At 36.0% G+C, this 14,103-nt stretch carries 16 protein-coding genes; 13 read left to right on the forward strand and 3 right to left on the reverse strand.

Features of this window, described 5'->3' with window-relative positions; genetic code table 11:
* Nucleotides 1–33: 33 nt before the first annotated feature.
* The 3 genes from M0051_RS13610 to M0051_RS13620 all read left to right on the forward strand — a co-directional run bounded on the left by M0051_RS13610 (nucleotide 34) and on the right by M0051_RS13620 (nucleotide 1,025).
* Nucleotides 34–249 (forward strand): hypothetical protein, encoded by a 216-nt coding sequence (locus tag M0051_RS13610; protein WP_306742060.1) that lies wholly within the window; start codon nucleotides 34–36, stop codon nucleotides 247–249.
* A 166-nt stretch (nucleotides 250–415) separates the two neighbouring features.
* Nucleotides 416–610: a hypothetical protein gene (locus M0051_RS13615; protein WP_306742061.1), complete on the forward strand. Its 195-nt coding sequence runs from the start codon at nucleotides 416–418 to the stop codon at nucleotides 608–610.
* Between the two features lie 130 nt (nucleotides 611–740).
* Nucleotides 741–1,025 carry a hypothetical protein gene (locus tag M0051_RS13620; RefSeq protein ID WP_306742062.1) on the forward strand — a complete coding sequence of 95 codons (285 nt, stop codon included), beginning with the start codon at nucleotides 741–743 and terminating at the stop codon, nucleotides 1,023–1,025.
* A gap of 58 nt (nucleotides 1,026–1,083) precedes the next feature.
* On the opposite strand, the gene aspS is transcribed toward M0051_RS13620, so the two are convergent.
* A complete protein-coding gene (gene aspS, locus M0051_RS13625) occupies nucleotides 1,084–2,835 on the reverse strand; it encodes an aspartate--tRNA ligase (RefSeq protein ID WP_306742063.1) in 1,752 nt (583 codons plus the stop codon).
* Between the two features lie 209 nt (nucleotides 2,836–3,044).
* On the opposite strand from aspS, the gene M0051_RS13630 reads away from it, so the two are divergent.
* Nucleotides 3,045–3,506: a nucleoside deaminase gene (locus M0051_RS13630; RefSeq protein WP_306742064.1), complete on the forward strand. Its 462-nt coding sequence runs from the start codon at nucleotides 3,045–3,047 to the stop codon at nucleotides 3,504–3,506.
* Between the two features lie 252 nt (nucleotides 3,507–3,758).
* Nucleotides 3,759–4,475, forward strand: coding sequence for a purine-nucleoside phosphorylase (gene deoD, locus M0051_RS13635; protein ID WP_306742065.1), 717 nt, complete (start codon nucleotides 3,759–3,761; stop codon nucleotides 4,473–4,475).
* A 132-nt stretch (nucleotides 4,476–4,607) separates the two neighbouring features.
* Here deoD and aroA read toward each other — a convergent pair whose 3' ends face one another.
* Nucleotides 4,608–5,834 (reverse strand): 3-phosphoshikimate 1-carboxyvinyltransferase, encoded by a 1,227-nt coding sequence (gene aroA, locus M0051_RS13640; RefSeq protein WP_306742066.1) that lies wholly within the window; start codon nucleotides 5,832–5,834, stop codon nucleotides 4,608–4,610.
* A gap of 159 nt (nucleotides 5,835–5,993) precedes the next feature.
* A complete protein-coding gene (locus M0051_RS13645; protein ID WP_306742067.1) occupies nucleotides 5,994–6,524 on the reverse strand; it encodes an adenine phosphoribosyltransferase in 531 nt (176 codons plus the stop codon).
* Nucleotides 6,525–6,839: 315 nt separating this feature from the next.
* On the opposite strand from M0051_RS13645, the gene M0051_RS13650 reads away from it, so the two are divergent.
* From M0051_RS13650 to M0051_RS13685, 8 genes are all read left to right on the forward strand, one after another.
* Nucleotides 6,840–7,301, forward strand: a complete 462-nt coding sequence (locus M0051_RS13650) for a hypothetical protein (protein WP_306742068.1) — start codon at nucleotides 6,840–6,842, stop codon at nucleotides 7,299–7,301.
* 62 nt (nucleotides 7,302–7,363) lie between these two features.
* On the forward strand, nucleotides 7,364–7,954 hold the full coding sequence (locus M0051_RS13655) for an outer membrane beta-barrel protein (RefSeq protein WP_306742069.1): 591 nt from the start codon (nucleotides 7,364–7,366) through the stop codon (nucleotides 7,952–7,954).
* A 48-nt stretch (nucleotides 7,955–8,002) separates the two neighbouring features.
* Nucleotides 8,003–9,109: a DNA-processing protein DprA gene (dprA, locus tag M0051_RS13660; RefSeq protein WP_306742070.1), complete on the forward strand. Its 1,107-nt coding sequence runs from the start codon at nucleotides 8,003–8,005 to the stop codon at nucleotides 9,107–9,109.
* Nucleotides 9,110–9,313: 204 nt separating this feature from the next.
* The gene (gdhA, locus tag M0051_RS13665; protein ID WP_306742071.1) at nucleotides 9,314–10,648 is read left to right on the forward strand and encodes an NADP-specific glutamate dehydrogenase; all 1,335 of its coding nucleotides are present in this window, start codon (nucleotides 9,314–9,316) and stop codon (nucleotides 10,646–10,648) included.
* Between the two features lie 122 nt (nucleotides 10,649–10,770).
* Nucleotides 10,771–11,538 carry a TatD family hydrolase gene (locus tag M0051_RS13670; RefSeq protein WP_306742072.1) on the forward strand — a complete coding sequence of 256 codons (768 nt, stop codon included), beginning with the start codon at nucleotides 10,771–10,773 and terminating at the stop codon, nucleotides 11,536–11,538.
* 11 nt (nucleotides 11,539–11,549) lie between these two features.
* On the forward strand, nucleotides 11,550–12,584 hold the full coding sequence (locus M0051_RS13675) for an asparaginase (RefSeq protein ID WP_306742073.1): 1,035 nt from the start codon (nucleotides 11,550–11,552) through the stop codon (nucleotides 12,582–12,584).
* Nucleotides 12,585–12,798: 214 nt separating this feature from the next.
* A complete protein-coding gene (locus M0051_RS13680; RefSeq protein ID WP_120241744.1) occupies nucleotides 12,799–13,611 on the forward strand; it encodes a MotA/TolQ/ExbB proton channel family protein in 813 nt (270 codons plus the stop codon).
* Nucleotides 13,612–13,620: 9 nt separating this feature from the next.
* Entirely contained in the window at nucleotides 13,621–14,070 is a 450-nt protein-coding gene (locus M0051_RS13685; protein ID WP_306742074.1) for a hypothetical protein, read from the forward strand.
* The last annotated feature ends 33 nt before the right edge of the window (nucleotides 14,071–14,103 follow it).

Here is a 14,103-nt window from a genome sequence, read left to right on the forward strand (position 1 = left end):
AATTTCGATTAACGAAAAATCAACTACACAATTATGAAATTGATAAAGTTTCTTCTGATCATGTCTACCTTTTTAATAATGGTAGCCGCAATTTTTAATCTTTTAAATGCTAATGCCGAAACACCTGACAGAACAGGCGTTTATATCGAGCTAGTTGTAATGTTCGTCCTTACCCTTACAATGGTATTATTGAACAACGTAGAAAAAAAGATGAAACAATTGGAAAACAAACAGGATCAGGAGCTTTAATGGCTCCTTTTTTTATGCCTAAAACCTACAAATTACAGGCATTAAGAAACTATAAAAATAGAATTACTAAAATCCTAAATAATGTTAAGGCTTGTTAATACATTCAATATTTCAATAAAGATTTTGGTATATTCGAATGCAGGCTCAAAACAAAAAGAAAAAAGTAATGCTTGAACAAACAAAAATTGTACTATCTAACGTCAGCTTTGACTTAGGCTTATTTCGAAAAGAACTTATTAAGGCTCTTAAATGGCTGCAACCATCAGAAGTAGCCGCACTTAAAAACTGGTGTTCGGAAAATTTTTCAGGAAGGTTCGATGAAATCGTATCTGAAGTTCTCCACCCACAATTGTCTTTATAATATTTATAACAACCAATAATAAGGAGAGGTGCATCACGCCTCTCTTTTTTTGTGTTTGTAATTTCCTATCAGTGACTCATTTCCAATTCGAAAAATTAGCTTAACTTCGCAGCTGATAAAATTTAAAGAGATGATAAAGTTTAAACGTCATATTAAAGTTGATGATCAGGTTTTCGAAACCTGGTTTGGGATGGACATTAAGAAAAAAGGTGGAAAACCTAATGTGAGTATATTTTACTATACAGATGACCCAAATGAAGAATTAAGTGTTCACCAACTAATTAAAGGGAATTTTACGAGCAAAGATGAAGCTGTAAAATACGGTACCAGATTCATGAGAAGAATGTACCAAGACATGATAAAAAGAGAAGTTTCTTCTTCTAGCGAAGAAAACGAAGAGGAAACAATACTATAAATTACCTCACAAAAAAACCCGATCAATGGATCGGGTTTTTCTTTATCTGAATTTTAAATTATTCTTTTCTGTAATCAAGGCCTAACTCCACCATTTGCTCATCAGCAATTGTTGAAGGAGAATCAATCATTACATCGCGACCTGAATTGTTTTTAGGGAATGCAATTACATCACGGATAGACTCAATTCCTGCAAACAATGATGCCAAACGGTCGAAACCAAAAGCAATACCACCATGAGGAGGTGCACCATACTGGAATGCATCCATTAAGAAACCAAACTGAGCTTTTGCTTCCTCATCGGTAAATCCAAGATGCTTGAACATTTGAGCTTGCAATTCAGTATCGTGAATACGGATTGAACCTCCACCAATCTCAACACCATTGATAACAAGATCGTAAGCATTTGCACGAACTTTTCCTGGCTCTGTTTCCAACATGTGGAAATCCTCTGCCTTAGGAGAAGTAAACGGATGGTGCATTGCATGATATCGTTGAGAATCTTCATCCCACTCCAAAAGAGGGAAATCAACAACCCACATTGGTTTGAATACCTTGTTATCACGTAAACCTAACTGAGTACCCAATTCCAAACGAAGCTCACAAAGTTGAGTTAAAGTTGAATTCTTATCACCAACCAAAATCAACATCAAATCGCCTGGTTTTGCATTACAAGATTCAGCCCACTTTTGTAAGTCTTCAGCGCTGTAGAACTTATCTACCGATGATTTAAATGAACCGTCTTCGTTGTATTTCACGTAAACCAATCCTTTAGCTCCCACTTGTGGGCGCTTTACAAAATCGGTTAATTTATCTAATTGTTTACGAGTATAATTTGCACAGCCTTCAGCGCAAATTGCCCCAATATACTCTGCTTCGTCGAATACTTTAAAATCATTCCCTTTTGCAATAACGCTTAAGTCTACGAACTCCATTCCGAAACGGATATCTGGTTTATCGCTACCATATTTTTCCATAGCTGTAGCGTAATCCATGCGTGGGAAATCGTAATCGATATCCACATTCTTCAATTTCTTGAATAAGTTTTTGGTCAATCCTTCGAAAGTATTCAAAATATCATCTTGCTCCACAAATGCCATCTCGCAATCAATTTGAGTAAACTCAGGCTGACGGTCGGCACGTAAATCCTCATCGCGGAAACATTTTACAATTTGATAGTAACGGTCGAAACCAGAAATCATCAACAATTGCTTAAACACCTGTGGCGACTGTGGCAATGCATAAAACTCACCCGGATTCATTCTCGATGGAACAATAAAGTCACGAGCCCCTTCAGGAGTAGACTTAATCAAAACAGGAGTTTCTGTTTCGATGAAGTTTAATTGGTCAAGATAGTTGCGAACCTCGATACCCATTTTGTGACGCATTACAAGATTTTCGCGAACACAAGAACGACGCAAATCAAGGTAACGATATTTCATTCTTAACTCATCACCACCATCGGTATCATCTTCAATTGTGAATGGAGGCAAAGCCGATTTGCTCAACACCTCAAGTTTTTCAGCAATAATCTCTACATCACCTGTAGACATTTTACTGTTTTTGCTTTCTCTTTCTGCAACCTTACCTGTAATGGCAACAACGAACTCACGTCCTAGCTTACGAGCTTGTTCACACAATTCAGCATTTGTTTCCATATTGAAAACAAACTGTGTAATGCCGTAACGATCTCGAAGATCGACAAAAGTCATTCCACCCAAATCGCGTGCTTTTTGCACCCAACCACTTAATGTTACCGTTTCGCTTACATTCTCAATTCTTAATTCTCCGCAAGTATGAGTTCTGTACATCTTTTACCAATTAATTGAATTAAACTAGCTTTTAGCCTTTAGCTATTAGCTCTTAGCTTTTAAAATTCTACACCAGAACATCCAAATCAAACCATCAATTCGAAAAATGGAATTCATTCTTTGTTACTGGTTTTGTTAACTTTGCGAAAATACTAACAATTTGTGAAACAGAATAGCTTTCATTAACAGATTTATAAAAAAGATTATTTATGAATTCGAACGATACAATTACTCCCTTCTCCGATGAATATTTTATGAAACAAGCCATGCAAGAAGCCTACAAAGCTTTCGAAGAAGATGAGATTCCTGTAGGTGCTGTAATCGTTAGTAACAACAGGATAATTGCCCGTTCGCACAATTTAACCGAGCGATTAAACGATGTGACAGCACATGCCGAAATGCAAGCCATTACTTCAGCTGCCAATTATTTGGGCGGAAAATATTTAAAAGATTGCACCCTTTACGTTACTTTGGAACCTTGCAACATGTGTGCAGGTGCTTTGGCATGGTCGCAAATCACCCGAATTGTTTATGGTGCTGGCGATAAAAAAAGAGGTTTCACAAGATTTACTCCTTCTCCCTTACATCCGAGAACCGAAATTACATCAGGAATACTAAAAGAGGAAAGCTCAGAGCTTATAAAAAGTTTCTTCTCTAAAAAGAGGAACTAGTCTTAAAAAAATCGAATCAAAATTATTTTTTTACAAAAAAAGATTACTTTTGTGCTCGGCTTTAAATTTTTAAGCAGATTTTATTAGTAATAATTCATCTGTCTTAAAGCAAAGAAGCATACTACCGTCCAACCCATTTTATAATCCATTCTCTTTTTTTAGAAAGCGAGTAAAGCGCAATTATTTGCGATATGATTAATTATTATACGTAAAACGATTATCTTTATTAGTAAACTTTTAAAAAAGGATACCATGAGTGCACACAACGAAGCAAAAATGGGCGAAATTGCCGAAACAATACTTTTACCAGGCGATCCGTTAAGAGCAAAATATATTGCTGATAACTTTCTGGAAGATGTAGTATGCTACAACCAAGTAAGAAACATGCTTGGATTTACCGGAACTTACAAAGGAAAAAGAATTTCGGTTCAAGGAACAGGAATGGGAGTTCCATCAATCTCTATTTATACTCATGAGTTAATCAACCAATATGGTGTAAAAAACTTGATTAGAATTGGAACTTGCGGATCATTCAACAAAGATGTTCACGTACGCGACGTAATTTTATCAATGACATCATGTACCGATTCTGCAATCAACAAGAATTTATTTAGAGGAATGGATTATGCTCCATGTGCTGACTTTGGCTTGTTAAGCGATGCACACAAAGCTGCAGTTGAAAAAGGTGTAAATGTAAAAGTTGGATCAACTTTAACTTCTGATATTTTCTATCACGACCTTGACAACAATCCTGAACCGTTTAAACTATGGGCAGATTATGGAGTATTAGCTGTTGAAATGGAAGCTACTGCTTTATATACTTTAGCTGCTCGTTATAACGCAAAAGCACTAGCCATTATGACTGTAAGTGATCACATCCTTACAGGAGAAGAGACAAGTGCTGATGAGCGTCAAACCACTTTGAACACAATGATTGAAATTGGTTTGGAAACTGCAATTAGGCAATAATTTAGATCAGATACATTTTTAATGTACGGAATGGAGGAGCTATCGGGGCTCCTCTTTCTTTTTTGCACTTGAATGAATTAAAAAAAGCTTGCCTAGATACTTCCAGACAAGCTTTTGATATTTTATAAAGAACTATTTTTCTTCAACAATAAATCCCAATTTCTGTAACTGCTCCCAAAACTCAGGGTAAGATTTCTTCACCACTTCAGGATCGTCAATCAAAACATCGTTTCTCAACATGGCAACCGGAGCAAATGCCATGGCCATCCTATGATCGTGATAGGTTTCGATAACAATTTTCTCATCCTCCTCTTTTCGCTCTCCATCCCAGGCCAACTCACCTTCTGTCGGCTCATGAAGCACATATCCCAACTTGCCTAGCTCGGTAATTAAAGCGTGAATTCTATCGGTCTCTTTAATCTTTAAAGTTTCTAATCCTTTAAAGTGAAATGGAATTCCTTTAAGGCAGGAACACACTGCAAAAGTTTGTGCCAAATCGGGCATTTGCAAGAAATCATAAACCAACTTTTTGCAATCGCTCTCCTTCTTTTCTATAAACATGCCTCGTTTCGAGAATTGTGTTTTCACACCCAACTTTTCGAACACAGAAACCAAACCCGAATCTCCCTGGAAACTTCTTCTTCTCAATCCATCCAAGTACAATTTCCCTTCGCCAGCCAAAGCCATAAAAGACCACCAGTATGATGCTCCTGACCAATCGCCTTCAACCGTATACGGAATTCTTTGGTAAGCTTGTTTGGCAACAAATATTTCTTGTCCTTTAAATTCCGATTTTACACCAAACTCTTCCATAATATTCAGAGTCATTTCGATGTAGGATCGTGAAACCACATCACCTTTTAATTTAATGCGCAATCCATTTTCCAGAGTTGGTGCAATTAGTAAAAGTGCCGATATGTATTGCGAACTGGTGTCACCCTTCAATTCTACTTCCTTTCCAGTGATATTTGATCCAAAAATCTTTAAAGGCGGATATCCTTCTTTCTCCAAGTAAGAAATTTGAGCTCCCAAGGAATTTAATGCATCGACTAAAACGCCAATAGGGCGCTCTTTCATTCTATCAGATCCTGTTAAAGTCCATTCTCCAACAATTTTCGACAAATAAGCAGTCAAAAAGCGCATGGTTGTCCCTGCATGTCCAACATCAAAAGTATTGGTATTCGAGAATAAAATATTTTGCATTGCTCTCGAATCATCACAATCCGATAGATTTTTAATGGGCTCGAAACTATTGCTTAAGGCATTAATAATCTGAACTCGATTCGAAATACTTTTCGAAGATGGAAGTACAACTCTTCCTTCCAGAACTTTATTGGCTTTAGAAATGGAATATTGCATGGTCTTTTGGTTTGATAGTTACACCGATTAATTTTAAATCGGAAGTTAAACATCCCTCTGTTTTTCAAATGGATCACAGAGAAATTTATATGCTTATACAAAAATAGGCCAACAATTATGAACGATTGTTGGCCGACATATCATTAAAAGTAAAACCCTTTAAAAATGGAATAAAGAATCTACTTCAAAATTCGTATTTAGCTTATCGCGACCTTTTAAAAAGTCAAGCTCCACAAGGAAATTTACAAAAGCCTTGTTAACACCACATTTTGCAAGTAGCTTGATAGAAGCTGCTGCTGTTCCACCTGTTGCCAACAAATCGTCATGCAACAAAACAACATCATCTTCAGTTAAAGCATCCTGGTGGATGTGAATTTCATCCTCGCCATACTCCAAAGTATATTTTTCAGAATAAGTTGCAGCAGGCAATTTACCTGGTTTACGAATTGGTACAAATCCAGCATTTAATTTATAAGCCAACACTGTTCCCAATATAAAACCTCTACTCTCAAGTCCTACTACCTTGGTAATTCCTTTGTCTTTATATTGCTCGTATAATGTTTCTACCAATGTTGCCAAATGCTTTTCATCTTTCAACATTGTAGTAATATCCTTAAAAACGATTCCTTCCTTTGGGAAGTCAATCACATCTCTGATTGAATCTTTTGCTTCTTGAAGTCTTGCTTCCATTATTAATTTATTTTTCCAGGTGTAAAAAACACAAATCCGACTTGGCTAAAAGGCGCAACAATTCGGAAGAAGTGGAATATTCACCCCCTCATCACTTAATTATTCAAAATATTTACTTGATAAAGTGTGGGATAATTCCGGGTAAAAATAAAAAAGTCCGTTTAAATAAACATTCTAAATTGCAAAAATTGCACAATCTTTTTACAGATATTTAAATAAAGACTATCAACAACATTCGGAAAGATATTTTCGATCAGTTGTTGTCGAATATATCCATTAGTTTTTACCTTTGGATTGGAATTTTACACACATGCCATGACAATAAACAATCAAAATCGCGCAAGCTGGATTAAACTAGCCTACTATTTATTAATATTTCTTTTTTTAGCTTCAATTATTCTTTTGTTGTATTTAAATATCAACAAACCATATCAGGTTATTGGAATAATAAGTGCATCTGTAATTTCGGTCATTATCTGTTCTTTTCATTTAAATTTTAATTTCATCATATATAAGGAAGGTGATGATAAAATCATTCTTCGATACTATCCTCTTCATCCCTTTCATGATAATTTTAAATCCATTGAGATTCCTAAGAATTGTCTTGCCAAATACGATTTGGAGACAAAGACATTTGGACTCAAGCCAATTGTTACACTATATCAATTAACCGAAAAAGGAATTGCAAAATATCCATCGGTTTGTTTGTCTGCACTTTCCAAAACTGAACGAAAGAAATTGATTGATTCTCTTTCTCGAAACAGTCTGAAAAAGTAATTCAGGGCATACTATATTACTTTATTAATCGTTAGCCATACCATTAACAAATACTATTAGGAATGAAAATTAAAACACTAGTAGCAATTTTGCTATGCACATTATCATTAAATACTCTTGCTCAAAACAACGAACTACGCCTTAATATAGGTATTCCTTTAGGCAAGTATGGCAAGTTCGACCACAACTTTGCAGGATCCGATGAAAGCAACTATCCTTCTATTTTAATACAGCTTGAAAAAGAGTGGCAGGACAATTTTAGCATAGGTGCATACATTGGTTATGCTGGCCAGAAACATGAATACGATTTTGGTCACAGCGAAACCAATTACAATTATTACAGATTAGGAAGTGTACTTACTTATGAATTGAACGATTGGCTATCGGATATGAATATCTCGACAGGATATGATGTTGACCTGTACACTTCGGTAAAAGCAGGTATTTCTTTGGAGCACAAGAAATACGAAAACACAAGCCCCAATGCAAGTTCAAATGCAGTATACTCTGACAACACATCAAATGATTTACTGTTTGATCTGGGAGTTGTACTAGGTGCACGTTATCATTTTTCAAATCAATTTGGATTATTTACAGAAATAGGTTGGGCAAATGCCGGATTTTTAACCATTGGAACATCATTTACTTTATAAATCTTTTGTAAATTCATATCCAGATTGTGGTATTCCTATTAATAAGGTATGGATAAAATATACAAAATTGCAGTAAGTTTTATCAATGGTTTTGGACCCGTTAATATAAAAAAAGCCATTGCCTATACAGGAAGCGTTGAAGCTTTCTTTACTGAAAAGAAACAAAATCTCCTGAAAATTCCAGGAGTAGGTCAGGCATTTATTCAAAAGCTCGACCGAGAAACAGCTCTTCTTCAAGCCGAAGAGGAGCTCAAGTTTATAGAGCAGAATGAAATTCAAATTGCATTCTATCTGGATTCCAATTATCCACAAAGACTTCTTAATTGCTCCGATTCTCCTTGCACGCTATATTATAAAGGTAATGCAGATTTTAACGCCAACAGAAACATCAGTATAGTTGGCACAAGAAATGCAAGCGATTACGGGAAAGAACAATGCTCCAAACTGGTTAAGGATTTATCGGATAAATCAATAAAAACAACAATAATTAGTGGTCTGGCTTATGGTATTGATATCTGTGCACATAAAGCCGCCATGCAATATCAACTTCCTACGATTGCAGCTATTGGTCATGGTTTTCAGCAAATGTATCCAGCCCAGCATAGAAACTATGCTGAGGAAATCATCCATAAAGGAGGAGCAATTGTTAGTGAGTTCACATCAAACAGCAAGTTCGATCCTAAAAACTTTGTCCGACGCAACAGAATAATTGCTGGCATGTCAGATGCAACGATAGTCATAGAATCTGCCAAAAAGGGCGGTTCATTGGTGACTGCTGATATTGCTAACTCATATAATAGAGATGTATTTGCTTTCCCGGGAAGAATCAGTGATAAATATTCCGAGGGCTGTAATTTTCTAATCAAAACCAACCAAGCTCACTTAATAGAAAACATCTCAGACTTGGACTATATATTAGGTTGGGACGATCAAACTCCAAAAGCAAAGGAAATTCAAACGAAGCTTTTTGTAGAGCTTACCAAGGAGGAAGAAAAAATAATATCGGCACTTCGAGATTTAGAAAAAACACCGATAGATTTGATTTGTTTGAAGAGTTCATTTCCGATGAGTAAGGTGTCAAGTTTGCTCTTAAAATTAGAATTTGATGGCATGGTGAAGTCACATCCAGGAAAAATCTACTCTCTAAATTCCTGAAAATTGTCAATTTTTATGGTTTCATGTTGTAGAACAGAAATTACGCCTTTCTACATGTCTGATTTTCTGCGTTTTAATTTTTACGAAAACGTTGTAAAAAAAATCAGCTTTTAATTTGTGATTATGAAAATTTGTATACATTTGACACCAAGAACTAATAATTAAAACACAACAAACAATTTTAATTTCATAACAAGTTTGGATATGGAAGCAAAAATAATTGAATTCATGGATAGCCTTAAGGCTAAAACTCCAGGTGAAGCTGAGTTCCATCAGGCAGTACAAGAAGTAGTAGAAACAGTTTGGGATACTTATGATGCAAATCCTAAGTACAAGGCTGCAAAGATTCTTGAAAAAATGTGTGAGCCTGAGCGCGTAATCATGTTCCGCGTACCATGGATCAACGATAACGGTGAAGTTGAAATCAACCGTGGTTACCGCGTTGAATTCAATAGTGCAATTGGACCTTACAAAGGTGGTTTACGTTTCCACCCTTCTGTAACGTTAAGTGCTTTGAAATTCTTAGGTTTCGAGCAAACTTTCAAGAATTCATTAACTACTCTACCTATGGGTGGTGGTAAAGGTGGTTCTGACTTCAACGCTAAAGGAAGATCAGATAACGAAATCATGCGCTTCTGCCAAAGCTTCATGACTGAGCTTTGCAAGCACATTGGTCCTAACACTGACGTGCCAGCAGGTGATATAGGTGTAGGTGGTCGCGAGATCGGATACCTATTCGGACAGTACAAGAGAATCCGTAACGAGTTTACTGGTGTATTAACTGGTAAAGGTCTTGAGTACGGTGGATCATTAATTCGTCCTGAAGCTACTGGTTTTGGTGCTGTATACTTCGCTCAACACATGTTGGCTGAAAACAACGAAGATTTCAAAGGAAAAACTGTTGCTCTTTCAGGATTCGGTAACGTAACTTGGGGTGCTGCTCTTAAATTGGTTGAGCTAGGTGCTAAAGTTGTTACAGTTTCAGGTCCTGACGGATATGTATACGACAAAGAAGGTTTAGATGCTGAAAAGATTGAATACTTATTGGATCTTAGAGCTTCTAACAACGACGTTGTTGCTCCTTACGCTGAAAAATTCGGTGCTGAGTTCTTCCCTGGTAAAAAACCTTGGGAATGTAAAGTTGACTTAGCTTTCCCTTGTGCAATTCAAAACGAATTGAACGAAGAAGATGCTAAGCAATTGGTTGAAAACGGATGTAAGTATGTAGTAGAAACTTCTAACATGGGTTGTACTGCTGAAGCTATGATCTACTTGGTAGATAATTGTGCATTCGCTCCTGGTAAAGCTGCTAATGCTGGTGGTGTAGCTGTTTCTGGTTTAGAAATGTCTCAAAACTCTATGCGTTACAACTGGTCAGCTGAAGAAGTTGATGAAAAATTGGGTCGTATCATGAAAGATATTCACGATACTTGTGTACGTTTCGGTAAAGAAAACGGTCACATCAACTACGTTAAAGGTGCTAACGTTGGTGGATTCGTTAAAGTTGCTGAAGCTATGCTAGCTCAAGGATGCGTTTAATATGCAATCACGCCTAAATATATAAAGAAGCCGGCTCTGCCGGCTTTTTTTGTACTGATTTCTGTTCAAATTCCCTTTGTATTCCTATTGCGATTCAATAAGTTTGCACAAAAAGTAAAAACATGAATCTAATCGATACACATTCACATATTTATTCAGAAGATTTTAATGGTGATATTCATCAAATCATTGAAAATTCGAAAAAGGCAGGAGTTGAAAAAATACTTTTACCAAACATCGATTCTGAATCAATTGACCCAATGCATTCTTTGGAAAAAATGTTTCCGGGGTATTGTATTCCAATGATGGGCTTGCACCCTACATCGGTAAAGGAGAATTATCAGAATGAATTAGACATTTGTAAAAATTGGTTAGACTCGAGAAAATACTGTGCAATTGGTGAAATTGGAATTGATTTGTACTGGGATAAAACATTCGTAAAAGAACAACAAATTGCTTTCGATACTCAAATTAACTGGGCTTTAAAATTCAACTTGCCAATAGTGATCCACTCCAGAGAATCGTTCAATGAAATATTTGAGATATTAGAGAATTATAAGAATTCTAACTTAAAAGGAGTATTTCATAGTTTCTCAGGAAATCTAGAGCAAGCAAACAAAGCCATAGATATGGGCTTTTTACTTGGCATAAATGGCATCGTTACCTTTAAAAATTCAGGTTTAGATAAAACCATTGCTGAAGTACCTCTAGAAAGGCTAATGCTGGAAACAGATGCCCCTTACCTGGCTCCTGTTCCCAAAAGAGGAAAACGAAACGAAAGTTCATACGTAAAGTACACCGCACAAAAAATTGCAGATATTTATCAAACCAGTATAGAAACAGTGGCAGAAATCACTAGCCACAATGCAAGAAATTTGTTCAACTTATAATGCCTCTCTCAATGGACAAAAAACAAACTTCTATTCTAATATTATATACCGGAGGTACAATCGGTATGGTAAACGATCCTGAAACTGGCTCGTTAATTCCATTTGACTTTGATCATATTCTAAAACAAGTTCCGGAATTAAAAGAATTCGGATACGAACTTACTTCCATTGCCTTCGATCCATTAATCGATTCTTCAAACTTAAATCCTAAAGTTTGGGTAAAAATTGCAGAATTGATTAAGGAGAATTACAGCAACTATGACGGATTTGTTGTTCTTCACGGAACAGATACAATGTCTTTTACTGCATCTGCTTTAAGTTTTATGCTTGATAATTTGCAAAAACCAGTAATATTAACTGGATCTCAATTACCAATTGGAACCTTAAGAACGGATGGGAAAGAAAATCTAATAACAGCCATTGAGATTGCTGCTGCATACAAAAATGGACAAGCAATGGTACCTGAGGTTTGTATTGTTTTCGAAAATCAATTGTTTAGAGGAAACCGAACCACAAAACACAATGCAGAGCATTTTAACGCATTCTACTCATACAATTATCCAGATTTGGCAAAAATTGGAATCAATATCAATTACAATTATTACGCAATTCATTATCCAAGTCATCCAAAACAACTTGAAATTAGCACTGAGTTTGATACCAACATCGCAATTTTAAAAATCTTTCCAGGAATCAATAAACAGGTAGTCGATTCCATTTTAAATATAGAAGGATTAAAAGGAGTAGTAATGGAAACTTATGGTGCAGGCAATGCTCCTACCGATAAATGGTTTATTGATTCCATTAAGGAGGCAATCAGCAGAGGAATTGTTGTATACAATATTACACAATGTGCAGCAGGAAGCGTTGAAATGGGACTCTATGAGACAAGTTTAGAGCTACTTAACGCAGGTGTAGTAAGCGGACACGACATCACCACTGAGGCTGCAATTAGCAAACTGATGTTCATCTTAGGTAAAAAGCTTGACATGCAACAAACCAAATTGCTTTTAAATAAATCTCTAAAGGGCGAATTAAGCCAATAGAATATTTGTTTTTCACATTTTTTTTGTAATTTGGTGCACTGTTTAAAGCTTTCTATATTACATAAATACCTAATCGCAGGTTGTTGAAAGCATTAAAAACAGAATAGTTTTAAAGAATAATATACAAACAACTAAGGAATTAGTTGTTTATGAGATCGCAATCGTTTAATTTTGTAAAAAATAATTTCGTTAATTAAAATTTGAAAAACAGACTATGAAAAAGTTATTTGCATTTATAGCAGTTATCGGGATGCTAAGCTTAGGAGCATCATCTTACGCAGTTGCTCAGGATGAGACAGCAGAAACTACCGTAGACACAACTCAGGTTGCAGAGGAAACTACTGTTGAAGAGCCTGCAGCTCCAGTTATGGAAGAAGAAGCTATCGAAAGCACATCTTTCCATAAAGTTGTTAAGAAGCAATTCATCCAAGGTGGTGCAATGTTTATGAGCTTCGTATTGCTAGCTCTTATCTTAGGTCTTGCTTTGTCAATTGAAAGAATCATTTACTTGAACCTTTCAACTACAAACACTAAGAAATTAATTGCTAACCTTGAAGATGCATTAAACAACGGTGGTGTTGAAGCTGCTAAAGAAGTTTGTAGAAATACTCGTGGTCCTATCGCAAGCATTTTCTACCAAGGTCTTGACCGTATCGATGAAGGTATTGAAGTAGTAGAAAAATCAGTTGTTTCTTACGGATCTGTTCAAATGGGTCTTTTGGAAAAAGGTCTTTCTTGGATTGGTTTGATGATCGGTTTGGCTCCTATGTTAGGATTTATGGGTACTGTAATCGGTATGATTGACGCTTTCGACTCAATTCAGTCTATGGGTACTATTTCTCCAGCAGCTGTAGCAGGTGGTATTAAAATCGCTTTGATTACAACTGTATCTGGTTTGATCGTAGCAATGATCCTTCAAGTATTCTACAACTACTGTACTGCTAAAGTTGACAGCATTGTAAACAACATGGAAGATGCTTCTATCTCTCTTCTTGATATCCTTGTAAAATACAACATGAAAAAATAATTATAGACTATGTCAAATACATTGAGTAAATATTTAAATATTCTTACCTATGTAATGATTGGTCTAACAGCTATTTTTGTGATCATGTTTTACGTAGGTGGAGAAATCCCAAATCAAGCACACACTACTCCAGTTTACACTGATCTTTTGATCAACTGGGCTAAAGTTTTGTTTTTTGCATCTGCTGCATTAGCGATTCTTTTCCCAATCATTCAGATCGTTGTTAACCCTAAAGGAGCGCTTAAAGGTTTGATGGGATTAGTAGTACTTGGATTGGTAATCCTTGTATCATATAGTATGTCAGATGCTACATTGTTAAACCTTCCAGGTTACACAGGTACTGACAACAACCCTGCTTCACTTCAATTTGCTGATACAGTACTTTACACTATGTACATCCTAGGTATAGGAACTGTAGCTTCAATTGTTGTTACTGAAATTATTAGAAGATTACGTTAAGAATATGATCCGAATTTACGGATTCGGATCGCA

This window comes from Marinifilum sp. D714, from assembly GCF_030851345.1.
Classification (GTDB): domain Bacteria; phylum Bacteroidota; class Bacteroidia; order Bacteroidales; family Marinifilaceae; genus Marinifilum.

Coding starts and splice junctions, on each gene's coding strand:
- M0051_RS13645 (WP_306742067.1), bottom strand. CDS start 6,524: ATGGAAGCAAGACTTCAAGAAGCAAAAGATTCAATCAGAGATGTGATT.
- deoD (WP_306742065.1), top strand. CDS start 3,759: ATGAGTGCACACAACGAAGCAAAAATGGGCGAAATTGCCGAAACAATA.
- M0051_RS13615 (WP_306742061.1), top strand. CDS start 416: ATGCTTGAACAAACAAAAATTGTACTATCTAACGTCAGCTTTGACTTA.
- M0051_RS13655 (WP_306742069.1), top strand. CDS start 7,364: ATGAAAATTAAAACACTAGTAGCAATTTTGCTATGCACATTATCATTA.
- M0051_RS13680 (WP_120241744.1), top strand. CDS start 12,799: ATGAAAAAGTTATTTGCATTTATAGCAGTTATCGGGATGCTAAGCTTA.
- gdhA (WP_306742071.1), top strand. CDS start 9,314: ATGGAAGCAAAAATAATTGAATTCATGGATAGCCTTAAGGCTAAAACT.
- M0051_RS13630 (WP_306742064.1), top strand. CDS start 3,045: ATGAATTCGAACGATACAATTACTCCCTTCTCCGATGAATATTTTATG.
- M0051_RS13685 (WP_306742074.1), top strand. CDS start 13,621: ATGTCAAATACATTGAGTAAATATTTAAATATTCTTACCTATGTAATG.
- M0051_RS13610 (WP_306742060.1), top strand. CDS start 34: ATGAAATTGATAAAGTTTCTTCTGATCATGTCTACCTTTTTAATAATG.
- M0051_RS13620 (WP_306742062.1), top strand. CDS start 741: ATGATAAAGTTTAAACGTCATATTAAAGTTGATGATCAGGTTTTCGAA.
- M0051_RS13670 (WP_306742072.1), top strand. CDS start 10,771: ATGAATCTAATCGATACACATTCACATATTTATTCAGAAGATTTTAAT.
- M0051_RS13650 (WP_306742068.1), top strand. CDS start 6,840: ATGACAATAAACAATCAAAATCGCGCAAGCTGGATTAAACTAGCCTAC.
- M0051_RS13675 (WP_306742073.1), top strand. CDS start 11,550: ATGGACAAAAAACAAACTTCTATTCTAATATTATATACCGGAGGTACA.
- aroA (WP_306742066.1), bottom strand. CDS start 5,834: ATGCAATATTCCATTTCTAAAGCCAATAAAGTTCTGGAAGGAAGAGTT.
- aspS (WP_306742063.1), bottom strand. CDS start 2,835: ATGTACAGAACTCATACTTGCGGAGAATTAAGAATTGAGAATGTAAGC.
- dprA (WP_306742070.1), top strand. CDS start 8,003: ATGGATAAAATATACAAAATTGCAGTAAGTTTTATCAATGGTTTTGGA.